Raw genomic sequence first — 22647 nt, 5'->3', positions numbered from 1 at the left:
ACTCCTTTGTGTCTGCCGCCACAGTACAGTGCAAGCTCAGTGCTTGCTAGTGCAAGCGCGCTGCGGCGGAAAATTCTGGCTCATCGGGAGTAATACCCGTAAACCAGTGCAGTGACACTGTCTCTCTTCACAAATAAAGTCGCGTAAAAGAGGGTGGTCAGTGGGTTCATCGCCCAACCGGTACCGCGCCGTTAGCCCCTGAGAGTGGCGATCCCGTAACGACTTACGCGAGCCGCGGGTCGACCGGCGGATACATCGCGGCGATGCCCTCCGGTAGCACCAGGCACACCTGATCGTCGGGCTGGAAGCCGCTGGGCAGACCCCCGTCGTCGGCGGGGACGAAAACCACGAGCGAGGATCCGTCACCGGGATCGATCTCGACCGCGACCATCGAAGCGCAGTTGTCGTCGTCGAGATCGTGGTGCCGGGCTGCCGACCATTGCCCCACATGCCCGAATTCGAGCCTGCGAGCGGCGCTCGTCGCGCCGTGGTCGAGCCGGGCAGAACCTGCGGCATCCACAGGCAGAATTCTACTCTACCTGCGGAAACGTCCTACTTATTCGATCTTGAAGCGGCCGTATCGTGATCATCGCAACCACCCGGCCCCGAGAACCGTTCTGCCCCTGACGCATTGCCGTGGTGGCGGCGGCCGACGCGCGCCGGTTACGGTTGGTGCTGTGGAAAGCACGCACGTCGCACCGGAACCGGCGGCGCATGAGGGAGCCACGCACCCGTCCCGGTCCGGTTGGCGCGGCGTCGGAGTCCCGCTGCTGGTCGCGGGCGTCGGTGTCGGGCTCGGCGCACTGCTGCACGTGCGGGATCCGCACGTCGAGGGTTCCTATGGTGTGTGCCCCGTCTACGCGCTGACCGGGTACTGGTGTCCCGGCTGCGGCGGCATGCGCGCGATCCACAACCTCACCGACGGCAATCTGCTCGACTCGTTGCACAGCAATCTGCTCGCGATTCCCTTGGTGCTGGCCTTCGCGCTGTGGGTGGGCGACTGGACCTGGCAGGCCTGGCGCGGGCAGAAGATGCGGCTGCCGTCGATCAATCGCGTGACGATGTGGACCTTCTTTGCGTTGCTCACGGCCTACACCGTGCTGCGAAATACGCCGTGGGGCACCTGGTTCACCCCGGTTTAGCCGGCGCGGCGCGGCGCGCGTGGTTCGATCGCCCGGCACCGGGCAAGCTGAGATCATGAGTGACTCGCTGAAAGACCGTGTCCGCGCGAAGCTACAGCGCCAACTGACCGAGGACGGCGCACCCGACACCGAACACGACGACCCACGCCAGGTCTCGGTCGAATCCGATCTCGAAGCGTTGAACCGCGTTTCCGACGACGATCCGCTCGTCGAGGAGCTCGCGTCGCGCTATCTGGTGTTCTGAGCGGGCGGCAGCTGCGGCAGCGGCTCGGCATTCAGCCAGCTGTCCCACAGCGGACGCAGTGGCACCGGGCTGTAATGCCCGGCCAGGTCGGTGAATTCCTCGGTGGTGACCGAACCGTGCCGATAGCGAATGGTCCACTCGCGCAACAGATCGAAGAACGCGGTACTGCCCAGCTCCAAGCGCAGAGCGTGCAGGGTCAGGGCGCCGCGCTTGTACACTCGGTCGTCGAACATCCGCTGCGGGCCGGGGTCGCCGACGACGATGTCCTGCGGTTGCCTGGCCAGGTTGTGCCGGACGCCGCGCGCGAGCTGATCGGCAGTGGGGCCGCCCGCCGCTTCGGACCAGATCCATTCGGCATAGCAGGCGAAGCCCTCGTGTAGCCAGATATCGCGCCACTGCCGGATCGTCAGACTGTTGCCGAACCACTGGTGCGCCAGCTCGTGCGCGACCAGTCGTTCCGCGCCGCGCCTGCCGTCGCAGTGGTTGGCGCCGAAGATCGAGATGCCCTGCGCCTCGATCGGAATCTCCAGCTCGTCATCGGTGACGACCACGGTGTAACCCTCGAACGGGTACGGCCCGAACCGCTCGGTGAACAGCTCCATCATCTGCGGCTGCCGGGCGAAGTCGTGTTCGAAGTTGGTGCGCAGCCGCGGCGGCACCACGGCCTGCATCGGCACCGCGGCCTGCGCCGCACCGATGCGGTGCTTCTGATACGCCCCGATCTGAATGGTGGCCAGATAGCTCGACATCGGCTCCACCTGCTCGTACACCCACGTGGTCTGGCTGGCCTTGGTCTGCTTGCGCAGCAGCGTGCCGTTGGCCAGCGCGTAGTACGGGGTGTCGGTGGTGATCGAAATCCGGTAGCTGGCTTTGGAACTCGGGTGGTCGTCGCACGGAAACCAGGACGCGGCGCCGTTGGGCTGACTGGCGACCAGCGCGCCCTCGGTGAGTTCTTCCCAGCCGACCTCGCCCCACGGTCCGCGCACCGGCCGTGGCGTGCCGCCGTACTGCACGACCAGCGACAGCGCGCCGCCCGCGGGGATCCGCTGCTGGGGCGTGATCGTCAGCTTGCCGCGCTGGTGCACGTACTTCGCGGCCTTGGTTCCGTTGACGAACACCTTCGTCACGGTGAGCGCCTGGGACAGGTCGAGCGCGAACCGCGGCTGTACGGCGGTGGTCACCGCCGTGATGGCCGCCCGGCCGGTCAACCGATTGCTCGCGACCTTGTAGGTCAGCTCCAGCTCGTACCGCGATACCCGATAGCCTCGATTTCCGTTCTGCGGCAAGTAATCATCGATGGGCTCTTCGTAGAACTTGCCCGGCATCAGGAGGCAGCTCCGGGGTCGCCGCGGAACCAAGGCGCGATCGGATTGCCCCACCAGCGGGTGGACGGCGGCACGGTGTCGCCGCGCATGACCAGTGAGGCGGGACCGATGGTCGCGCCCTCGCCGATGGTGGACGCGGGCAGCGCGACACAGTGCGGACCGAGGGTGGCGCCCGCCCCGAGGGTGACGGTGTCCATGGACATGATGCGGTCGTGGAAGAGGTGGGTCTGCACGACGCAGCCGCGTTCCACGGTCGCGCCGTCACCGAGTGTCACCAGGTCCGCCTCCGGTAGCCAATAGGACTCGCACCATACCCCGCGGCCGATCTCGGCCCCGAGGCCGCGCAGCCACAGATTCAGCACCGGAGTACCCGTCGCGGCGCGCGCGAACCATGGCGCCGCAACGGTTTCCACGAAGGTGTCGGAGACTTCGTTGCGCCAGACGAACGAGCTCCACAGCGGATGCTCCTCGGTCCCGATCCGGCCGACCAGCGTCCATTTCGCGACCACCGAACTCGCGCCGGCGACCGCGCCCGCGGCCAGCAGGACCACGCCGCTGAGCAGCGCGGTGGGCAGGTGGCCGAGGGTGTGCGCCAGCCAGGCCAGGGTGAACAGCACGCCGAGCCCGATCGCGAACGTCACCAGCACCGGGACGAGCCGGCAGGTCTCGATGATGCCGCGGGCCACCCGCAGTCGTGGCGGCGGATCGAAAGTGCGTGCGGTGTCGCTGCTTTCCGGTGCGCGGCGCAACCGGACGGGCGGGCTGCCCAGCCAGGACGAGCCGGCCTTGGACTTGGACGGCGCGGCCGAAAGCACCGCGACCAGACCGTTTTTCGGTACCCGCCGACCGGGCGCGGTCATCCCGGAATTGCCGAGGAAAGCGCGCTTGCCGACCTTGGCCTCGCCGATCCGCAGCCAGCCGCCGCCGAGTTCGTAACTGGCGATCATGGTGTCGTCGGCCAGGAACGCGCCGTCGGCGACGACGGTGAACTTGGGCAGCAGCAGCACCGTCGAGGCTTCCACGTTCTTGCCGATCCTCGCGCCGAGCAGGCGCAGCCAGATCGGCGTGAGCAGGCTCGCGTACAGCGGGAACAGGAAGGTCCGGGCCGCGTCGAGCAGGCGTTCGGTGGACCACACCTGCCAGCCGGTCCGGCTGCGCACGGGGTGATAGCCCTCGCGCAGGCGGAAACTGAGCAGCCGCACCAGGATGATGGTGATCGCGGCGTACACGGCCAGGCTGAGCAGCGTCGCCACCGGCAGGATCGCGAAGGCGCGGCCCAGGCCACCGGCGAGCGTGCGGGTGTCGCGGATGAACCAGGCGATGAACAGTCCGCCCGCGCCGAGCCCGAGGATCGGCACCGCGGCCAAGGCCATCGAGGTGATGCCGAAAATGGCCACCCAGTGCGCCGCCCGGTCGGGCGTGTGCGCGGGCCAGCGGTGCTGGGCCTTACCGAGTTTCACGGCGGGCGAGCCCGCCCACTCCTGCTCCGCCTTGACCTTGCCGGACACCGCGGAGCCCGGCGCGACCTCCGCGTTCTTGCCGATCCTGGTGCCCGGCAACAGGATCGAGCGGGAACCGACCACCGCGCCGGGGCCGACGACGACCGGCCCGATGTGCACCACGTCGCCGTCGATCCAATAGCCGGACAGGTCGACCTCGGGTTCCACGCTGCACCCGTCGCCCAGTTCGAGCATGCCGGTGACCGGTGGAATGGTGTGCAGATCGACGCCCTTGCCGATCTTCGCGCCGAGCGCCCTGGCGAACGGCACCATCCATGGTGCGCCGGAGAGGTTTTCGGCTCCGCTGGCTTCGGACAACCGAACCGCGGCCCACAGCCGCAGATGCACCGACCCGCCGCGTGGATACTGACCCGGCCGCACCCCGCGCAGCAGTACCCGTGCGCCCGCCACACAGATCGCCATCCGGCCGATCGGGGAGATGAAGAGCAGGAACGCGACCAGCGTCCACCACCAGGACAGCTGCGGCAGCCAGGGCAGTGAGCCGGACCAGGCGGCGATATTGCCGACGATCGCCAGCCAGGTCAGCCACTGCAGGCCGGTGAGCGTGGTGAGTGCAACGGTGGCGAGCACCTGGATCGCCTGGGCGCGCACCGGCGTCGGGCGCACCACGCGCTCCTCGACCGCGACGGCGGGGGTGCTCTGCTCCAGCAGCTCGACCAGCGCGCCGAGGCGCGGGTGGTCGTAGAGATCGGCGACGGTGATCTGTGGATAACGTTCGCGCAGCGCGGTCACCAGCTGCGCGGCGGCCAGCGAACCGCCGCCGAGGTCGAAGAAGTCGGCGTCGAGATCGACCACTTCGCCGCCGAGGATCGAATCCCACAGTCCGGCCACCCACTGCGCGGTGCCGGTGAGATCGTTGTGCTCGTCGTCGTCGGCGCTGTTGGGCAGCGGCCAGGGCAGCGCGTTGCGGTCGACCTTGCCGGAGGTGCGGGTCGGCAGTTCGGCGACCACGGCCAGCCGGGGTACCAGCGGGGCCGGAAGCTGTTCGGTGAGTTGGGCTCTGGCGGCTTTGAGGTCGAAGTCGGGGCCGGGCCCGGTGAGGTAGCCGACCAGGATCTTGTTGCCCGCCTTGGTGCTTCGGATCGCGGCGGCGGCGCCGGTGACGCCGGGCAGGTGTTGCAGCGCGTTGTCGATCTCGCCGAGTTCGATGCGGCGGCCGCCGAGTTTGATCTGGTCGTCGGCGCGGCCGAGGAACACCAGGCCCGCGCTGTCGTTGCGGACCAGATCGCCGCTGCGATAGGCGCGGTCCCAGCCGACCGAGGGCAGCGGGGCGTACTTCTCGGCGTCCTTGGCCGGATCGAGGTAGCGCGCCAGGCCGACCCCGCCGATCACCAGCTCACCGGATTCGCCCTCGCCCACCGGGTTTCCGTTGGCGTCGATCACCACGAGGTCCCAGCCGTCCAGCGGCAGGCCGATCCGGATCGGCCACTCGCCGTCGAGCAGGGCGGCACACGCGACCACGGTCGCTTCGGTGGGGCCGTAGGTGTTCCACACCTCGCGCTCCGAATGACCTTTGCCCGCAAGGCGTTCCGCGAGTTCGGGTGGTACCGCCTCGCCGCCGAAGATCAGCAGCCGGACCGCGTCCAGTGCTTCGGCGGGCCACGTCGCGGCCAGGGTCGGCACGGTGGACACCACGCTGATCTCCCGGCGCACCAGCCACGGACCGAGATCGGCGCCGGTGCGCACCAGATCGCGCGGGGCGGGCACCAGGCAGGCGCCGTTACGCCAGGCCAGCCACATCTCCTCGCAGGACGCGTCGAACGCGACGGACAGCCCGGCGAGCACTCGGTCACCCGGGCCGATCGGCGCGTCCGGCAGGAACAGATTCGCCTCGGCGTCGACGAAGGCGGCGGCGTTACGGTGTGTGACGGCAACACCTTTCGGCGTCCCGGTGGAGCCGGAGGTGAAGATGATCCACGCGTCGTCGGCGGGAGTGGGCAGGGTGCTCTCGTGCGGAGCGAGCGAATTGCCTTCGGCGGCACGGATTCCGGCGGCGGTGGTCTCGATGCCTGCCGCCGTGACGATCGCGGTGACCTGTGCCTCGCCGAATACCAGCTGGGCCCGCTCGTCCGGGTCGTCGGCGTCGACCGGCACGTAGGCCGCGCCCGCGTACAGCACCGCGAGGATGGTGAGATACAGCTGCCGGGAACCCGACGGCATCCGCACCCCGACCCGGTCGCCCGGTCGCACGCCTGCGGTGGCGAGGCGCGCCATGGTCTGCTCGATCTCGACGACGAGCTCGAGGTAGCTGAGCACCACCTCGCCGTCGTCGATGGCGGGCGCGTCCGGATGCGCGAGGGCCGTCGCGGTCAGAATGTCGACGAGAGTCCGGGCCTGCGGTGTGTGCGTGCCGCGGAGCAGGGGGTCTACCGTCGCATCAACCTGTGGCTGGAGCATGACGCCCTGCCCACCTCCCATTCGACCTGCCTCGCACTTCCCTGGTCTTGTTGTGTCATAGCTGGGTTACCAGTGGGCAAACACCACGGTGACCAGTTGTCCACGGTACTCGGGGTTGTCGACGTTTGTTGTTCACCGGCGTGGTGGCCGGGTTCCGGGGGCCGGGCGGAGTCGTTGCAGGTCGAGGCGGTTTCCAGCGGACACGCCGAAGCAACCGCTGGTGGGCGGTCTGCCCGGCGGGTTCGCTGGCCGATCGCTACGGGTGAGTGGTCACCGCGATGTGATTCCGCTCATCGGCTTGGTGATCTTGCAGCTCAGAGCGTTTCGAAGCGCTCGGGATCAGGCCGCGGAGGCCGCCGTGCCGATCCCGAGGGTCGCCAAGATGGCCGCGCTCGCCTGTTCGAGCCGCTCCCGGATCTTCGGCCGGCGCAGCAGCGCGACCGCGCGCGAAGCGGCCAGGGCCAGCAGCACCATCTCTACCGCGGCGATCGAGGATTCGACGGCGCCGAGCACCAAGGTGTTGGCGAAGGTGACCTCGGTGAGGAACTGGGGGAGCACGGCGAGGTAGAACAGGCCCACTTTCGGGTTGAACATGCACGAGACCAGGCCCGCGGTGAACGCCGAGCGAACCGACGCGCGGGCGCCCGCCGCGGCCTGCGCCGCGTCGTCGGCGTGCAGCCCGGCCCGGCGCGCCCGCCGCTGTTCCAGCAGTGCGCGAATCCCCAAGTACACCAAATAGATTCCGCCGACCACCTTGAGTGCGCGATACGCCGTCGCGGACTGTTCCAGCAGCGCCGCGACGCCCGCCGCGACCACCACGGCCCACACGATGCCGCCCACCGCCGAGCCGATCGCGGCGGCGATCCCCGGTCGCGCGTCCACGATCGAGAAGCGCAGCACCAGGAACGAATCCGGGCCCGGGGTGATCGAGAGCAGGATGCACACGCCGACGAAGCTCAGCAGCAGGGAAAGCGACATTTCCTGAATCTGGTCCTCGGTCGGCGTCGGCGCAAGGTGTTTTCGGCGGTGCGGGCGCGTGTCCGGTCGCGGGTTGACAGGGCGGGGCGGTGTCTGTCAATCTCGGGACAGGTCATGAGTACCAGCGTTCAGCCCCGGCTTGCTGGTCGGCAACCCTCCTCCGCGGTGGGGTGCTCCGGGTGACGACCGGGCCGTCGCCCGACCGGGTGCGGCAAGCGCGGACTCGATGAATCTTCGAAGATCATGGGTCCCAGAGCCGACGGGATTTTGTGATGACTGCTGTTGTGGACCAGACCTGTGCCGCCCTCGCCCGGGTTTCCGGTGACGACCTGCGGGTGCCGCTCGTCCAGGGCGGAACCACCACCTACGCCAACTTCGACTATGCGGCGAGCGCACCCGCGCTGGCCCAGGTCACCGACCGCGTGCAGCAGCTGCTGCCGTTCTACGCGAGCGTGCACCGCGGCGCGGGCTATGCCTCGCGGATTTCGACCGAGTGCTACGAGGCCGCGCGCGGTTCGGTGACCCGCTACCTCGACGCCGCCGACGACCAGGTCGTGGTGTTCACCCGCAACACCACCGACTCGCTGAACCTGCTCGCGTCCTGCGTACCCGGCGACACCGTGGTGCTCGACATCGAGCATCACGCCAACCTTCTGCCCTGGACTCGGCACGGCCGTCGAGTGGTGCAGGCCGCGGCGACCGTCGAGGAGACCATCGGCCGGTTGGTCGCGGAGCTGTGCAGCAAGCCCGCCGCGCTGCTCGCGGTGACCGGCGCGTCCAACGTGACCGGTGAGGTGCTGCCGCTCGAGCGCCTCGCCACCGTGGCGCACCAGTGTGGCGCCCGCATCCTCGTCGACGCCGCCCAGCTGGCCCCGCATCGCCGAATCAGCCTGCGCGACACCGGTATCGACTACATCGCCTTTTCCGGGCACAAGTTGTACGCGCCGTTCGGGGCGGGCGTGCTCGTCGGGCGCCGGGACTGGCTCGATCGGGCCGAGCCGTACCTGGCCGGTGGTGGTGCGGTCCGCGAGGTCAGCACCACCGGTGTCGAGTGGGCCGCCGCGCCGCAGCGGCACGAGGGCGGTTCGCCCAACGTGCTCGGCGCCGCCGCGCTCGCCGCCGCCTGTGACGCGCTCTGTGAGATCGACGCCGAAACCCTTGCCGCGCACGAACACCGCCTCGCCGATCGCCTGCGCGCGGGCCTCGCCGCGATTGCGGGCGTGCGCCTGCTGCGGATCTGGCACGACAGCCCCGACACCGTCGGCATCGTCGCCTTCACCCTGGACGGATTCGTCCCCGGCCACGTCGCCGCCTACCTGTCCGCCGAACACGGCATCGGCGTGCGCGACGGCCGCTTCTGCGCGCACCCCCTGCTCGCCCGCCTCGACCTCGACGGCGCGCTCCGCGCCAGCATCGGTCTCGGCACCACCCCCGCCCACGTCGACCGCCTGATCGACGCCGTCGCCACCCTCGTCCGATCCGGCCCCGCCTGGAACTACGCCACCACCAACGGCCTCTGGAACCCCACCCCCGAAACCCGCCCCTTCACCTCCCAAGCCCCCACCGGCGCCGCCCCCTGCCTCGTCGACTGACCGACAAGTTGTCGGCCCGGTTGTCCACGCTGGTCTAAAGCGCTTGACCGATCCGTTTCCGATGGAGGTGTCGTTCGCCGAACTGGACGGAGGCTGACCGCTCAGTCGGACAGTTGGGTGGGGCGGTGGTAGCGGCCGTTGTAGTAGAGGAGTGGGGCGGCGGCGGGGGATTCGTTGGTGTTGTCGTGGACTCGGGTGACGAGGCCTACTACGAGGGTGTGGTCGCCGAGGGGGATCAGTTGGTGGATGGTGGCGCGCAGCCAGATGGGGGTGCCGTGCAGGACGGGTTCGCCGGTGTCCAGGGTGGTCCAGAGGGAACGGTCGGTGAAACGCTCGTCGGCGGTGCGGGCGAAACGCTGGGCGATATGGCGCTGATGTTCGCCGAGGAAGTGGATGACCACCGAGCCCGCGTCCAACAGGGCGGTGAGGCTGGACGAGGTGTGCGCGATATTGAACGAGACGAGCGGCGGCGCCAGCGACAACGAGGCGAACGACGTCGCGGTGAAACCGATCGGCCCGTTCGGCGAATTCAAGGTGACCACGGTGACGCCCGCCGGATAGTGCCGCATGGACGCGCGGAACTGCTCGGCGGTGATCCCGCTCAAATCGTCAGGGATCTGGAAATCCACGGGTCGTTCAGCCTCGGTCACCTAAGCCAACCTACGCCGGGTTCGTCCGCTTCGCGTTCCCCCGCCCGGGGGTTTGCGCGCGAACCCTCGTCCCCACGTATCGGATGACAGCGCTGAAAGCTGGTGCGCGCGCTATCTATACGACGTCGATGGGCAGGCCGGCGGTGATGCGCACCAACTCGTGAAAAGAGGTGCGGAACACAGTGTTCGGATGACCGCCCGCGGCCCACACTTCGCGATGCCGGGACAGCTCCGAATCCACCCAGGTGGGCAGGTTGGTGGGATGGCCGACCGGGGCGACCCCGCCGATCGGTTGCCCGGTCACCTGCCGGACCAACTCGGCGGGCGCCGGGGTGAGTGTGCCCTCCAGCCGTTTGCCGGTGACGGTCAGGTCCACTTCGTGCGCGCCGGAAACCAGCAGCAGCACGGGATCCTCGTCCAGCAGGAACACCGCCGCGGTCGTGATGGCCCCCACCTCTACTCCGAGTGCGCGCGCCGCGTCCGCGACAGTGGGCGTCGGTGCCGGCTGGGTCACGATGACACCGTGATGGCCTCGGGCGATGAGGGTGTCCGCGACTCGGCAGGCGATCGGTGGCAATGTCGACCTGCGCATGAAAACCGAGTAGAGCGATCGCCGGGAATGCGTCAGTATTCCGGATAGCCCTCGCTCGGCCCGAGCAGTTCCGCGATCCGCGCGTGCATGCAACGCGCCAGTTCGGACACGCTGTGCTCCGAGACCTGTTCGTGCGCAACTGCTTCGAACGCTCGATCCAGATCGCCCGGCGAGAGGGCGAGCAGACCGATGTCCGCGGTGGCCAGCAGCGTGTCCCGATCCGGGAAGGGTCGGGCGTCGGCGAGTTCGGTCGCCCAGGTGACATTGCCGCAACAGCCGAAAAGCGCGTGTATCGCGCGGGTGCGGGAAAATTCGTTGAACCGGTCGAGCCCGATTCCCTGATGCATCAGCACGGTGGCCTCCGAGCCGAAAGTGAGGTTCGATGACTTGGTTCCATGATCCGCGCACGGCCGGCTCGGAACTACTGCACGGCAACAATTTTGCGCACCTTTAACAGGATTTACGCGCACGCGGCGCCTTATGGCGGACTTCGCGGTCACAGCGTCAGAGGTGTTGGCGCGGGAGAGGTGTGTTCGTCTGCGATCCTCTGGAATACGCTGTACAAATGACTGACTGGCAGGCATTTACCGTCGAGATCAAAGACCACGTCGCGCAGGTGACGCTGACGGGTCCCGGCAAGGGCAACGCGATGGGCCCGGATTTCTGGCGGGAGCTGCCGGAGATCTTCCAGGGGCTGGACGCGGATCCGCAGGTGCGCGCGATCGTGCTGACGGGTTCGGGCCCGCACTTCTCCTACGGCCTGGATCTGCCCGCGATGAGCGGCATGTTCGGCCCGCTGCTGGGCGATCGCGCGCTGGCCGCGCCGCGGACCGAATTCCTGGTCGAGCTGCGCAAGATGCAGGGTGCGGTGACGGCGGTGGCGGACTGCCGCAAGCCGGTGATCGCCGCGATCTCGGGCTGGTGCATCGGTGGCGGTCTGGACCTGATCGCGGCCGTCGACATCCGCTACGCGAGCGCCGAGGCGAAGTTCAGCCTGCGCGAGGCGAAGGTCGCGATCGTCGCCGATATCGGTTCGCTGCACCGGCTGCCCGGCATCATCTCCGAGGGGCACCTGCGGGAGCTGGCGTACACGGGCAAGGACATCGACGCCGCCCGCGCGGAGAAGATCGGCCTGGTCAACGACGTGTTCGCCGATCAGGCCGCAGCGCTGGACGCGGCACACGCCACCGCACGCGAGATCGCCGCGAACCCGCCGCTGGTGGTGCAGGGTGTGAAGGATGTGCTGGATCAGCGCACCAAGAACGAGGTCGCCACCGGGCTGCGCTACGTGTCCGCGTGGAACTCCGCGTTCCTGCCCTCGGAGGATCTCACCGAGGCGATCAAGGCCGTGTTCGAGAAGCGGGCTCCTGAGTTCAAGGGCGAGTAAAGCGCCGTTTATCGCTTGCCCCAGTTCCGGTTCCGTCTGCATACTTGCATCGCGCAACTAGTTGATTGATGCAAGCAAAGGTGAGGGTGTGGACGACCAGACGATCGACACGATCGCGATGCAGCTCACCCGCTTGCAGCGGATCCGGGACCGCACCGCGGCCCAGATCGGCACGTGGACCAAGGACGGGCTGGACCCCGCCGCGTTCGGCGCCCTGATCCGGCTGTGTTTCGACGGGCCGATGCGCTCCGGCGAACTCGCGGCCGCACTGCACTCGGACGCGTCGACGGTCAGTCGTCAGGTGGCCCAGTTGGTCGGCAGGCAACTCGTCGAGCGGCAGGCCGACCCGGCGGACGGCCGGGCGACCGTGCTCGTGGTCACCGACCGTGGTCGCGCCGTCGCGGAGCAGATCCGCCGACGCCGCAACGACAACCTGAGCAAGGTGATGGCGAAGTGGGCACCGCAGACCCGGGCCGAATTCGCCGAGTTGCTCCGGCAGTTCGTCGACGATTTCGAGCGCACGCGACCGGAGATGATCGCCGCCATGCGCCGCAACTGGGACGAGGCCCTTACCGAGACGGAGAACGACAGATGACAGCAGCAGCGCCGACCGCGGAAGCACCCCCGGCTTTCACCCATCGTCAGATCCTGGTGATCCTGAGCGGATTGATGCTCGGGATGCTGCTGGCCGCGCTCGATCAGACGATCGTCTCCACCGCCATCCGCACCATCGCCGACGACCTCAACGGTTACTCGATGCAGGCGTGGGCCACCACCGCCTACCTGATCACCGCGACGCTGGCTACCCCGCTGTACGGCAAGTTGTCCGACATGTTCGGCCGCAAGCAGTTCTTCATGCTGGCCATCGCGATCTTCATCGTCGGTTCGCTGCTGTGCACGATGGCCCAGTCGATGTATCAGCTCGCGGCGTTCCGCGCGGTGCAGGGCATCGGCGCGGGCGGCTTGATGTCGTTGGCGCTGACCATCCTCGGCGATATCGTCGGCCCGCGTGAACGCGCCAAATACCAGGGTTACTTCCTGGCGGTGTTCGGCACGTCCAGCGTGATCGGCCCGGTGCTCGGCGGCGTGCTCGCCGGACAGCAGACGATCCTCGGCGTCAGCGGCTGGCGCTGGGTGTTCCTGGTGAACGTGCCGATCGGCCTGATCGCGCTGGCGGTGGTGTCGCGGGTGCTGAAGCTGCCCAAGCGGCCGCGCTCGACCGACCGGGTGGACTGGTGGGGCGTGCTGGTGCTCGCGATCGGCCTGGCCCCGCTGCTCGTGGTCGCCGAGCAGGGACGCGAATGGGGTTGGGGCAGTGGCCGTTCCATCGCCTGCTACGTGATCGGCGGGCTGGGCATCATCGGCTTCGTGCTGGTGGAGAAGAACCTGCGCGACGCTGCGCTGATCCCGCTGCGGATCTTCAAGAACGGCACTTTCGCACTGGGCGTGGTGATCTCGTTCGTGGTCGGCGCGGGCATGTTCGGCGGCATCTCGCTGCTGCCGCAGTACCTGCAGGTGGTGCGCGGGGCGAGCCCGACGCTGGCCGGTCTGCAGATGCTGCCCATGGTGCTCGGCCTGATGCTCGGTTCGGTCGTTTCCGGCCAGTTGATTTCACGGACCGGCCGCTACCGCGCCTTCACGATCATCGGCGCGACCATGCTGACGCTCGGCTTGTTCCTGCTGCACTATCTGAGCGCCGACAGCCCGCTGTGGCTCGCGATGATCTTCATGGCGTGTACCGGTTTCGGTCTCGGCAACCTGATGCAGCCGCTCACCCTGGCCTTGCAGAACGCGTTGCCGCCCAAGGACATGGGTGTGTCGACCGCCGCGGCCACGTTCTTCCGGCAGATCGGCGGCACGCTCGGCGTCGCGGTGTTCCTGTCCATCCTGTTCGCGCAGCTGACCCCGAACATCTCGGACGAAATGCGCAGTGCCGCAGCCGATCCGCAGTTCCAGCACGCGGTGGTCGAAGGCGCGCGCAGCAGCAACCCGGCCGATGCCGCGCTGGCGAAAGGCTTGCTCGCGCAGGACACTTCAGCTGCGGGGCAGGTGTTGAAGGACAGCTCGATCATCCAGCAGCTGAGCCCCGACCTGGCCCGGCCGTTCAAGGTCGGCTTCGCCGATTCGATGTCGACGGTGTTCCTGTCGGCGACCGGTGTCGCGCTGATCGCGCTGATCCTGGTGTTGTTCTGGCGGGAGGTGCCGCTGCGGATGACGGGCGGTATCGAAGCGGCTCACGCCGCGGCGGCGGCGGAGAACGGCGAGAGCGTCCCGGCCGCCGAGGCGCGCGTGGTCGATCAGGCGGGGCTGGTGCTCGGCGGCGGCGAGGTCGTCGACCCACCGGAGAGCGACGGCGCTTCCCGCCGCCCGGCGGACGGCCCCGGGTCTGCGTGAGGCGAACCCGGCACCGCGGCACCCGCGCCGGACCGCTCGACGGTCGGCGCGGTTGCCGTCGTTGCGGGCCGGTGCGACCGCCCAGCGCTCGCGGACTGATGTTCTGACAGCATGACGAGGGTGAAAGAGGTCCTGCGTTCCGCGCTGGCACGGCTACGGCTGTTGCCGGGTGCTATCCGGTACCTGGCGGTCGGCAGCGTGACCTCGCTGGCCGCGATGTTCGCGGTGATCGGCCTGCTCCTGGTGCTCGCGTTCTGCCTGATCGGGGTCGGCATCCCGGCGGTGCCGGAGGCGATCCGGGTGGTCCGGCCGCTGGTGTCGTTCGAACGGCGCAGGGCGGCGCAGCGTCTCGGCACGCCGATCGAGGAGAGCTATCAGCCCCTCGTCGGCGGGCTGCGCCTTCGGGTGCGCACGGCGCTCACCGATCCGGCGAACCGCCGCGACGTGGCCTGGCTGATCGTGCACGGTCTGACCGGCATCTATCTGGGAATTTTCGCCGTCGCGCTGCCGGTGTCGGTGCTCGTGCAGCTGGCGACCCCGGCGCTGTGGCAGCACTTGCCGCCGGGGGAGTTCATGACCTTCGGCTACCCGGTGCAATCGTGGCCGTCGGCGTGGCTCAGCGCGCTGCTCACCCTGCCGCTCATCAGCTTGACGCTGCTGGTCCCGGTGGTGGCGCGATGGCAGGCGCTGCTGGCGCGCGCCCTGCTCGGCCCCGCGGAGGGGGTCGTGCTCGCCGATCGGGTCGCCGCGTTGACCGCGACCAGGGCGGCCGCGCTGGACGCGCACGGCGCGGAATTGCGCAGGATCGAGCGTGACCTGCACGATGGCGCGCAGGCCCGGATCGCGGCGGTGATCATGCAGCTCGGCCTGGCCGATCAACTGCGCGAACAGAATCCGGCCGCAGCGCATGAGCTGGTGCGCAAAGCCCAGGACACCGCCGCGGCCGCGCTCGCCGAACTACGGGATGTGGTGCGCAACGTCTACCCGCCGGTGCTGTCCGATCGTGGCCTGGTCAGCGCCGTGTCGGCGATCGCGGCGCGCAGCCCGATCCCGTGCGTGCTCGAGTTGGCCGAGGTGGGCAGGCAGCCCGCCGCGGTGGAGGCGGCCGCCTACTTCGTCATCACCGAGGCGCTCACCAATGCGACCAAGCATTCCGGGGCCGAGGGCATCACCGTCGCGCTCGGCGGCCGACCGGAGCTGTTGACCATCGAGGTCCGCGACGACGGCGTCGGCGGCGCGGTCGAGACCTACGGCGGCGGGCTGGCCGGCATCCGCCGCCGCGCCGAGGCGCTCGACGGACGGATGGTGCTGACCAGCCCGATGGGTGGCCCTACTGTGTTGCGGGTGGAGTTGCCGTGCGGGTCATGATCGCCGAGGACGACGCCCTGCTGCGGGAGGGTCTCGTGCTCTTGCTCAGCACTGCGGGGATCGAGGTGGTCGCCGCGGTCGGCAATGCCGACGACTTCCTCGCCGCCGTGGCCGCGGACCGGCCGGACGCGGTGGTAGTCGACATCCGGATGCCGCCGACGTTCACCGACGACGGGCTGCGTGCCGCGGTGCGCGCCCGCGAACTGCATCCCGGTCTGCCGGTGCTGGTCCTCTCCTCGTGGGTGGAGGACAGTTACGCCGCCGAACTGCTCGGCGACGGCCTGGGCGGGGTGGGCTATCTGCTCAAGGAACGGGTCGGGAAGGTGGACCGGTTCCTCGATTCGCTGCGCCGGGTGGCGGCGGGCGGCACCGCCATGGATCCGGAAGTGATCTCGCAACTGCTGGTGCGACGAAAAGCCGACGACCCGCTGGCCGCGCTGACCGCGCGGGAGCGAGAGGTGCTCGCCTTGATGGCCGAGGGGCACAACAACGGCACCATCGCCGAGCGGTTGGTGGTCAGCGAAGGCGCTGTGCACAAACACATTCGGAGCATTTTCGCGAAGCTGGGGCTGTCCACCGAGGAGGTCGGGCACCGCCGGGTGCTCGCGGTATTGGCCTACCTGAATGCGTGAAGGCCTGAACCCGTGCGGGATTCAGGCCTGCACGCGTGCGGGCTAGTCCGCCCGACAGGTGAGTTCCCCGGCGGGCAGTGTGCCGTCGCGCAGGTACGCGTTCACCGCGCCGTACGCGCAGGTGTTGGGGTAGCGGCCGAAGATGTAGTGGATCGGCACATCCTGCAGGGTGACGAAGGCCGAGCCGGTCATCTTCTGATGCAGCACGCGCGCGCCCTCGTACGCGGTGCGGGTGTCGCCGGTGGAGTTCAGGATCAGGCTCGGCACCGAATTGTCCACCACCGTAGGCGGTTCCAGCGGCGGCGCCCAGAACGCGCACGAGGTGATGTTGTTCGCGAACGCGCCGAACACCGGCTGACTCGCCCTGGCTGCCTCGATGTTGCGCAAGTAGAACGCCGGATCGCGGGGTGCGGCGACGTCACCGCACAGCACCGCCATCTGCGGTGAACCGTCCTGCTCGACCGGTTTGAAAATGTGCTCGAGGCTTTCGCGCAGTGTGTCGTCGGGTTGGACGGGTATACCGTTCGCCGCATCGCGGAGCTGGCGTACCTGGCCTGCCAGCAGCTCGTAGTTGCGCACGTCGTCCAGCCCGACGAACAGCAGCATCGGCGCGATGTGATCGTCGACTTCGAACTCGCCCAACCGAATCGGCTGCCGTGCGGATCGCTGGATCAGATCGATGATGGTGGCCCGCACCGCGGCGCGGGAGTCGCCGAAGTGGTACTCGCCGTCGTGTGCGGCGGCCCAGTCGGCCCAGAGATCGAGCGCGGCCTCGTTCGCCGGACCCATGGCCTGCATCATGCCGACGGAGCCGTAGGTGTCCGGATTCGCCGCACTGTCGAGCACGATCCGGTCGCTGCGCTGCGGGAACATCTGGGTGAACACGGCACCCAGGTAGGTGCCGTAGGAGGTGCCGAAGTAGCTGACCTTGTCGACGCCGAGCGCGCCGCGGATCACGTCCATATCGCGCGCGGTGTTGCGGGTGCTGATGTGCGGCAGTCTGGCCGCTTCGGTCGCCGCGCAGCGCGCGGCGAAATCGGCCTGGGTGGCCACGGATTCGGCGTAGCTCGCGGCGTCGACACCGGCCGACTCCAACGCGAAGCCGCGCGGCCAGTGGCAGTTGATCGCCGCGGAGCGCCCGATACCGCGCGGGTCCATGCCGATGAGGTCGTACTGTGCGCGCACGTCGGGCGTCATCGCCTCGCGGACGCCGAGCATGAAGTCGAGCCCGGGGCCACCGGGGCCGCCGGGGTTGGACAGCATGACCCCGCGTCGTTTCGCGGGTTCCGGGGACACCAGCCGCGAGATGGCCACCGTTGTGGCCGGCCCTTGCGGGTCGGCGTAATTCAGCGGCACTGTCACGTCGGTGCACTGCGCGCCCGCCGGATCCAGCTTCGGATCGTCGCAGGCTTTCCAGTCGAGTTGCTGGCTGTAGAAGCGTTCCAGCGCAGGAGGTTCGGCGTTGGCGTCGGTGCCGGTGCAGCCGGCCAGGCCGGCGCAGAGCGCCAGTCCGGCGGCGACGCTCGCGACGGCGGTGCGCCTTCGGGTGCGGTTCACGGTCGATCCTCCGATATCGTTCGGCCGCACCGGAATCGGGTGCGGAGCAGGTAGCTGTGTGGTCACTGAGCGCAGAGCGCGGTATCGAGCACGGCCTCGATCAGTTCGGACGACTCGTCGGAGGTGGGCAGCTGGTTCACCGCCACAGCGACCGCTTTCCCGTCGGCCGTGGCGCTGTTGCGGGTACCGAACCCGGGAATGCTGCCGCCGTGGCCCCAGGCCTGTTTGCCGCACGAGGTCGTCCGCTGGATCAGGCCGAGGCCGTAGCCTGCGCCCGGCATCCGGTCGAACGGCACCGTCTGCTGCATCTGCGCCAATTGCGCAGGCGGCAACAGCTTTCCGGACAGCAGCGCGACTGTGAAGGTGTTGAGATCCGCGTTGCTGGCGATCATCGCGCCCGCCGCGCCACCCCAGGACGGATCCAGCTCGGTGAAATCGGTCTGCTTGCCCTCCCGTACGTGGTAGCCGCGCGGATGCGGATCGCGCAGCGTGCGCTCGCCCGATGGGGGAGAGTAGGTGGACTTCAGTCCGAGCGGCGCGATGATCCGGCTTTCGATCTCGTCGGTGTAGGGCCGCCCGGTGACGCGCTCGATCAGCATGCCGAGCAGCAGGTAATTGGTGTTGGTGTACACCGATTTCGCGCCGGGCTCGAAGTTCGGCGGCATGGTCATCGCGTTGCGAACCAGCTCCGCGGCCTCGAAATGCTGTGTCCGGATGGCGTCTTCGTCCGGATCGAGCTGCGCCGGGCCGTTCGCGTCGATGCTGGTGCCGTTGCCGTGGCCGAGGTAGTCGGGCAGACCGCTGGTGTGCTGCAGGAGGTGGTGCACCGTGACGCGGTTGCCGTCGTTGCCGTTGCCCTGCACCACGCCGGGCAGGTAGCGCTCGATCGGCGCGGTCAGGTCCACCTTGCCCTCGGCGACCAGCTGGAGCACCACCGTCGCGACGAAAGTCTTTGTGTTGCTACCGATCCGGACGAGCGCGTCGTCCTGGAACGGCGCACCTGTGCCGATGTCGCCGACACCCGCGGTGTAGACCCGATGCCCGCCGGGGCCGTCGAGGACGACCTGCACCCCGGGAATCCCGCTCTGCACCACGCGATCCAGCGCGGCGGCGAGCGCGGGCGGCGCCGCGTGGTCGGGGGCCGGAGTACGCACCGACGTTTCCCCGCCGCATGCGGCCGCAGCCAGTACCGCGCCCGCCACGAGGGCCGACAGGGCCACCCTTGCGCCGTTGCGCCGAAATGGGTTCATGAGCAGTGCTGTCCTCCTGTTCGAGTCGGGAGACATCGGTGCTCCACGACGGTTTCGAGCCTAGGAATTCCAGGAGGTCGCGCCCATGCCGCGCGCACCCGAATATCGGGTAACGCCTACGGGTCTCCGATGGTGGTGCCAGCACCACCATGGCCCGTCTTTCGTCGGGACATCAGCATCCGATCAGCTGTTCGTCACCGAAAACTCACGGAATCCTCGGTTTGATGCGGTATCTGTGGCGATGGATCATTGGTGGCTCATCGTCTGGTATCAGGGCGAGGTTGCCGAAAACGTCGGACGATTGGTTACCTTCGAAGCCGGACGTCCGACGGTCGGAGAGAGAGGGCCGCATGCTGAAGTTCGCTGTGCTGGGTGAGGTGCGTGCGTGGCGCGACGACCTGGAGCTCGATCTCGGGTCGAAGCAACGCAGAGCCTTGCTGGCAGCGCTGCTGCTGCGCAGTGGACGGTCGGCGACAGTGCCCGAACTCATCGACGGCGTCTGGGGTGAGCATCCGACGCCGAGCGCGATCGGCGCGCTGCGCAACCACATCCTGCATCTGCGCCGCGCACTCGAGCCGGACCGCCCGTCCGGCGCGCCCGCGACGGTGCTCGTCGGGTTCGGCGGCGGCTACGCGTTGCGGCTCGACCCCGGCGCGGTCGACGTGGAGATGGTCGAGGATCTGCTACTCGAGGTGCAGCGGGAGCGGACCGGCGCAGAGCAGCCGCATTCGGTCGAGCAAGTCCGCGAACGGCTCGACGCGGCGCTGCGCCTGTGGTCCGGCACGCCGTTGGCCGGACTGCCCGGCCCCTACGCGGATCGCCAGCGCACCCAGCTGATCGAGCGCCGAGTCGCGTTGTTGGAGCAGCGGATCGAACTGGATCTGCGCCTCGGCCGCTACACCGAGGCGATCGCCGAACTCACCCCGCTCTGCGCCGAGCATCCGATGCGTGAGCAGACCCGCGGCCTGCTGATGACCGCGCTGTATCACGCGGGCCGCCAAGCCGAGGCGCTCGCGGTGTACGCCGAGACCCGCAAGGCGCTCATCGACCGGCTCGGCATCGAACCCGGCCAGCAGCTGACCGAGCTGCATCAGCGCATTCTGCGCGCGGACCTGACCGCGCCGCACCTCGCCACGACGCGCAACTCCGCGACGGCGCGTCCGCAGCGGCGCGCGGTCACCCGGGTCGCGCAGCTGCCCGCCGATGTCGTGGACTTCACCGGCCGGGCCGACACGGTGCGCGCGATCAGCGAATGGCTCACCCGCGCAAACAGTTCCGCGGTGCCGGTGTGTGTGATCGGCGGCATGGGCGGCATCGGCAAGAGCGCACTCGCGGTGCACGTGGGTCACCTGGTGCGGGACCGGTTTCCGGACGGGCAACTGCACGTCGATCTGCACGGCTTCGCGCAGGCGCGCGGCGGCCACCCCGCCGGGCGGGCCACCCCGGCCGCCGATGCGCTCGGCGACTTCCTGCGCGCGCTCGGCGTACCGGAGGGCGAGATCGCGCCGACGCCGGCGGAGCGTTCCGGTCAGTTCCGCAGCTTCCTCGACGGCAAGCGGGTGCTCGTCGTGCTGGACAACGCGCACGACGTCGATCAGGTCACGCCGCTGATTCCCGGCACCCCGGGGTCGGCGGTACTGATCACGAGCCGTTCGTCCATGCCCGAATTGCCCTGTGTCGTAGGTATTCTCGGCGTGCGACTGGACGTGCTCGCACGCGCCGAAGCTCGCACGCTGCTGGCCGGGATCGCCGGGCTGCGCCGGGTCGCCGCCGAGCCCGCCGCGGTGGACAGCGTGCTGGACGCGTGCGGCGGGCTGCCGCTGGCGGTCCGGATCGTCGGCGCGCGGCTCGCGGCCCGGCCGCAGTGGACGATCGGCAGTTTGGCCGAGCGGCTGGTCGACGAACAGCAGCGGCTCGGCACGCTGCGCAGCGGTGACCTCGCGGTCGAGGCCGCGTTCCGGCTCAGCTACGACCAGCTCGATCGCGCGCAGGCCAGGGCGTTCCGGATGCTCGCGGTGCCCGAGGTCGCGCAGATCTCACTGGACGGCGCGGCGGCGGTCCTCGGCTCGGACCGGATGCTCGTCGAGGAACTGTGCGAGTCGCTGGTCGACCTGAATCTGATGGAGACCAGCGCACCGGGCCGCTACACCTATCACGACCTGCCGCGCCTGTTCGCCCGCGAACTGCACCAGGCCGCCGACGAGCCTGCCGCGGACGCGTTGATCCGCCTGCTGGACTTCTATCTGGCGAGCATGAAAAACCTGATGGTGGTGTGCAATCCGGGCACGACGCTGTCGGAGCATCTCGGTGAGACTGTGGCACAGGGTCTTTCGTTCGTGGACACCATCGCCGCGCAGTACTGGCTCGATGCGGAGCGCCCGAACCTGATCTCGCTGTACGAACAGGCCGCTCGGGTGGGCGGTGCGGCCCTGCCTGCCGCCGCCGATATCGCCTGGGCCACCGCGGAATTGATCGACGGCGGCCCGCACGGCCAGGAACTGTCGCGGGCCTTGAACAAGCTGCTCGACGCCGCGCTGCGGGCCGGGGACCGGCGCGTCGAATGCCGGATCCGGGTGACGCTGGGCTCGATCTTCAGCTACTCGCTCGGCACGCTGCGGCAGGGCCGCGACCATCAGCGCATCGCGCTGTCGCTGGGCGGGGCCACGCCGGGCGACGTGCGGCTGGTCGCCTTCGCGGCGCAGCTGCTGGCCTCCTCGACCCGGATGGGCACCGAGACGGCGGCCTCGATCGCGCACGGCGAGCGTGCGATCCGGCTGGCGCAGCGGGTCGGCGATCCCGCGGTGGAGTGCGCCAGCCTGGTGCACATCGCCAAAACCCTCTCGGACGCAGGCGAATTCGCCGAGGCGCAGGAGCGGGCCGGTACCGCCAAGACGCTCGCCGCGAAGATCGGCAACGCGGCGCTGGAGGCGATGGCGACCCATGAACTCGGCGTGTGCCGCAGTTTTCAGGGTGACCACGCGCAGGCCATCGAGCTGTGCACCGAGGCGGTGCGGCTGGCCCAGCTCAGCGGCGTCGAGCTACGCGAGGGCTGGGCGTTGGCGCGCCTGGCGCACGTGCACATGATGGCGGGCGAACTGGCCAAGGCCGAACCGATCGCGGAAGCGGCCGTGCGTACCCTCAATCGCGCCATCGGGCCGCTGAGCCGGGCACGGGTGCTGGTGATGCACGGGCTGATCCTGCAGGCGCTCGGGCGGACCCATCAGGCGTACTGCGTATACCGCTCGGCGGCAGAGACTTTCGCCTCGATCGAGGACGCGCACTTCACCCACGAGCGGCTCGATGGCGAGGTGGAGGCGCCGATCCTGTCGCTGCTGCGCGAACACCTGGACGAGGTGATGGCCGAACGGGCCGAGCGGCGTACTCGCGCCATGGGGGCGTGAGGACGGCGCAACTGGCCTGGGGCACAACGCGAAAGCGGGAAGCCGGGCGACCCGGCTTCCCGCTGGCGCTGCGGCTCAGTGGCCGCCCTGGTCCTTCAAACGCTGCACCGAGGCCTCGACCTCGGCCTCGGCCTCGGCCCGGCCGACCCACTCCGAGCCCTTGACGTACTTGCCCGGCTCCAGGTCCTTGTACCGCTCGAAGAAGTGCTTGATCGCGG

General features: G+C 69.1%; 19 protein-coding genes and 1 riboswitch. Of the genes, 9 read left to right on the top strand and 10 right to left on the bottom strand.

The genetic code is table 11. From position 1 onward, the window contains the following. Nucleotides 1-223: 223 nt before the first annotated feature. Complete coding sequence (locus tag NBRGI_RS15455) at nucleotides 224-520, bottom strand: hypothetical protein (protein WP_148310828.1); 297 nt, start codon at nucleotides 518-520, stop codon at nucleotides 224-226. A 157-nt stretch (nucleotides 521-677) separates the two neighbouring features. Between NBRGI_RS15455 and NBRGI_RS15450 the strand changes: the two genes are divergently transcribed. Together NBRGI_RS15450 and NBRGI_RS15445 are read left to right on the top strand one after the other, a co-directional pair. Next, nucleotides 678-1142, top strand: coding sequence for a DUF2752 domain-containing protein (locus tag NBRGI_RS15450; protein WP_029896859.1), 465 nt, complete (start codon nucleotides 678-680; stop codon nucleotides 1140-1142). Nucleotides 1143-1197: 55 nt separating this feature from the next. Further along, entirely contained in the window at nucleotides 1198-1386 is a 189-nt protein-coding gene (locus NBRGI_RS15445; RefSeq protein WP_029896857.1) for a hypothetical protein, read from the top strand. Here NBRGI_RS15445 and NBRGI_RS15440 read toward each other — a convergent pair. The 3 genes from NBRGI_RS15440 to NBRGI_RS15430 all read right to left on the bottom strand — a co-directional run bounded on the left by NBRGI_RS15440 (nucleotide 1371) and on the right by NBRGI_RS15430 (nucleotide 7606). After that, nucleotides 1371-2711: a M1 family metallopeptidase gene (locus tag NBRGI_RS15440; protein ID WP_029896855.1), complete on the bottom strand. Its 1341-nt coding sequence runs from the start codon at nucleotides 2709-2711 to the stop codon at nucleotides 1371-1373. The genes NBRGI_RS15445 and NBRGI_RS15440 overlap by 16 nt on opposite strands. Continuing rightward, nucleotides 2711-6628, bottom strand: a complete 3918-nt coding sequence (locus NBRGI_RS15435) for a Pls/PosA family non-ribosomal peptide synthetase (RefSeq protein ID WP_029896847.1) — start codon at nucleotides 6626-6628, stop codon at nucleotides 2711-2713. Before NBRGI_RS15435 ends, NBRGI_RS15440 begins: the two co-directional genes overlap by 1 nt. A 339-nt stretch (nucleotides 6629-6967) precedes the next feature. After that, complete coding sequence (locus NBRGI_RS15430) at nucleotides 6968-7606, bottom strand: LysE family translocator (RefSeq protein ID WP_029896845.1); 639 nt, start codon at nucleotides 7604-7606, stop codon at nucleotides 6968-6970. A 110-nt stretch (nucleotides 7607-7716) separates the two neighbouring features. Next, nucleotides 7717-7830, top strand: a riboswitch (SAM riboswitch). A 48-nt stretch (nucleotides 7831-7878) separates the two neighbouring features. Between NBRGI_RS15430 and NBRGI_RS15425 the strand changes: the two genes are divergently transcribed. Continuing rightward, complete coding sequence (locus NBRGI_RS15425; RefSeq protein ID WP_029896843.1) at nucleotides 7879-9198, top strand: aminotransferase class V-fold PLP-dependent enzyme; 1320 nt, start codon at nucleotides 7879-7881, stop codon at nucleotides 9196-9198. Nucleotides 9199-9299: 101 nt separating this feature from the next. On the opposite strand, the gene NBRGI_RS15420 is transcribed toward NBRGI_RS15425, so the two are convergent. The 3 genes from NBRGI_RS15420 to NBRGI_RS15410 form a co-directional block, all read right to left on the bottom strand. Continuing rightward, nucleotides 9300-9848 carry a flavin reductase family protein gene (locus NBRGI_RS15420; RefSeq protein ID WP_029896841.1) on the bottom strand — a complete coding sequence of 183 codons (549 nt, stop codon included), beginning with the start codon at nucleotides 9846-9848 and terminating at the stop codon, nucleotides 9300-9302. A 115-nt stretch (nucleotides 9849-9963) separates the two neighbouring features. Further along, nucleotides 9964-10440 (bottom strand): YbaK/EbsC family protein, encoded by a 477-nt coding sequence (locus tag NBRGI_RS15415; RefSeq protein WP_029896839.1) that lies wholly within the window; start codon nucleotides 10438-10440, stop codon nucleotides 9964-9966. 32 nt (nucleotides 10441-10472) lie between these two features. Further along, complete coding sequence (locus tag NBRGI_RS15410; protein WP_235210968.1) at nucleotides 10473-10787, bottom strand: 2-oxo-4-hydroxy-4-carboxy-5-ureidoimidazoline decarboxylase; 315 nt, start codon at nucleotides 10785-10787, stop codon at nucleotides 10473-10475. Between the two features lie 218 nt (nucleotides 10788-11005). Between NBRGI_RS15410 and NBRGI_RS15405 the strand changes: the two genes are divergently transcribed. From NBRGI_RS15405 to NBRGI_RS15385, 5 genes are all read left to right on the top strand, one after another. Beyond that, nucleotides 11006-11827: a crotonase/enoyl-CoA hydratase family protein gene (locus tag NBRGI_RS15405; protein WP_029896834.1), complete on the top strand. Its 822-nt coding sequence runs from the start codon at nucleotides 11006-11008 to the stop codon at nucleotides 11825-11827. Nucleotides 11828-11915: 88 nt separating this feature from the next. Further along, nucleotides 11916-12422: a MarR family winged helix-turn-helix transcriptional regulator gene (locus tag NBRGI_RS15400; RefSeq protein WP_029896832.1), complete on the top strand. Its 507-nt coding sequence runs from the start codon at nucleotides 11916-11918 to the stop codon at nucleotides 12420-12422. Beyond that, the gene (locus tag NBRGI_RS15395) at nucleotides 12419-14221 is read left to right on the top strand and encodes an MDR family MFS transporter (RefSeq protein WP_029896830.1); all 1803 of its coding nucleotides are present in this window, start codon (nucleotides 12419-12421) and stop codon (nucleotides 14219-14221) included. The genes NBRGI_RS15400 and NBRGI_RS15395 overlap by 4 nt, the downstream gene beginning before the upstream one ends. A 111-nt stretch (nucleotides 14222-14332) precedes the next feature. Beyond that, complete coding sequence (locus NBRGI_RS15390) at nucleotides 14333-15589, top strand: sensor histidine kinase (protein ID WP_051727795.1); 1257 nt, start codon at nucleotides 14333-14335, stop codon at nucleotides 15587-15589. Next, on the top strand, nucleotides 15577-16221 hold the full coding sequence (locus NBRGI_RS15385; RefSeq protein ID WP_029896826.1) for a response regulator transcription factor: 645 nt from the start codon (nucleotides 15577-15579) through the stop codon (nucleotides 16219-16221). Before NBRGI_RS15390 ends, NBRGI_RS15385 begins: the two co-directional genes overlap by 13 nt. A 42-nt stretch (nucleotides 16222-16263) precedes the next feature. Here NBRGI_RS15385 and NBRGI_RS15380 read toward each other — a convergent pair whose 3' ends face one another. Together NBRGI_RS15380 and NBRGI_RS15375 are read right to left on the bottom strand one after the other, a co-directional pair. Next, on the bottom strand, nucleotides 16264-17778 hold the full coding sequence (locus NBRGI_RS15380; RefSeq protein WP_036559275.1) for an alpha/beta fold hydrolase: 1515 nt from the start codon (nucleotides 17776-17778) through the stop codon (nucleotides 16264-16266). A gap of 62 nt (nucleotides 17779-17840) precedes the next feature. Continuing rightward, nucleotides 17841-19028 carry a serine hydrolase domain-containing protein gene (locus NBRGI_RS15375; protein ID WP_029896822.1) on the bottom strand — a complete coding sequence of 396 codons (1188 nt, stop codon included), beginning with the start codon at nucleotides 19026-19028 and terminating at the stop codon, nucleotides 17841-17843. A 350-nt stretch (nucleotides 19029-19378) separates the two neighbouring features. Here NBRGI_RS15375 and NBRGI_RS15370 point away from each other — a divergent pair, with 350 nt between their 5' ends. Then, nucleotides 19379-22429 carry an AfsR/SARP family transcriptional regulator gene (locus NBRGI_RS15370; RefSeq protein ID WP_029896820.1) on the top strand — a complete coding sequence of 1017 codons (3051 nt, stop codon included), beginning with the start codon at nucleotides 19379-19381 and terminating at the stop codon, nucleotides 22427-22429. Nucleotides 22430-22504: 75 nt separating this feature from the next. Here the strand turns inward: NBRGI_RS15370 and NBRGI_RS15365 are convergent. Continuing rightward, the coding region (locus NBRGI_RS15365) for an inorganic diphosphatase (RefSeq protein ID WP_029896818.1) at nucleotides 22505-22647 on the bottom strand (143 nt) is incomplete at its 5' end.

The organism is Nocardia brasiliensis IFM 10847, assembly GCF_000710915.1.
Taxonomy (GTDB): Bacteria; Actinomycetota; Actinomycetes; order Mycobacteriales; family Mycobacteriaceae; genus Nocardia; species Nocardia brasiliensis_A.
This window is presented reverse-complemented; position numbering and strand designations above follow the sequence as displayed.

Excerpts from the sequence above, each read along its gene's own strand:
- NBRGI_RS15370 (WP_029896820.1), top strand. The coding sequence starts at position 19,379 with ATGCTGAAGTTCGCTGTGCTGGGTGAGGTGCGTGCGTGGCGCGACGAC.
- NBRGI_RS15410 (WP_235210968.1), bottom strand. The coding sequence starts at position 10,787 with ATGCATCAGGGAATCGGGCTCGACCGGTTCAACGAATTTTCCCGCACC.
- NBRGI_RS15430 (WP_029896845.1), bottom strand. The coding sequence starts at position 7,606 with ATGTCGCTTTCCCTGCTGCTGAGCTTCGTCGGCGTGTGCATCCTGCTC.
- NBRGI_RS15435 (WP_029896847.1), bottom strand. The coding sequence starts at position 6,628 with ATGCTCCAGCCACAGGTTGATGCGACGGTAGACCCCCTGCTCCGCGGC.
- NBRGI_RS15440 (WP_029896855.1), bottom strand. The coding sequence starts at position 2,711 with ATGCCGGGCAAGTTCTACGAAGAGCCCATCGATGATTACTTGCCGCAG.
- NBRGI_RS15445 (WP_029896857.1), top strand. The coding sequence starts at position 1,198 with ATGAGTGACTCGCTGAAAGACCGTGTCCGCGCGAAGCTACAGCGCCAA.
- NBRGI_RS15395 (WP_029896830.1), top strand. The coding sequence starts at position 12,419 with ATGACAGCAGCAGCGCCGACCGCGGAAGCACCCCCGGCTTTCACCCAT.
- NBRGI_RS15405 (WP_029896834.1), top strand. The coding sequence starts at position 11,006 with ATGACTGACTGGCAGGCATTTACCGTCGAGATCAAAGACCACGTCGCG.
- NBRGI_RS15415 (WP_029896839.1), bottom strand. The coding sequence starts at position 10,440 with ATGCGCAGGTCGACATTGCCACCGATCGCCTGCCGAGTCGCGGACACC.
- NBRGI_RS15425 (WP_029896843.1), top strand. The coding sequence starts at position 7,879 with ATGACTGCTGTTGTGGACCAGACCTGTGCCGCCCTCGCCCGGGTTTCC.
- NBRGI_RS15375 (WP_029896822.1), bottom strand. The coding sequence starts at position 19,028 with ATGAACCCATTTCGGCGCAACGGCGCAAGGGTGGCCCTGTCGGCCCTC.
- NBRGI_RS15390 (WP_051727795.1), top strand. The coding sequence starts at position 14,333 with ATGACGAGGGTGAAAGAGGTCCTGCGTTCCGCGCTGGCACGGCTACGG.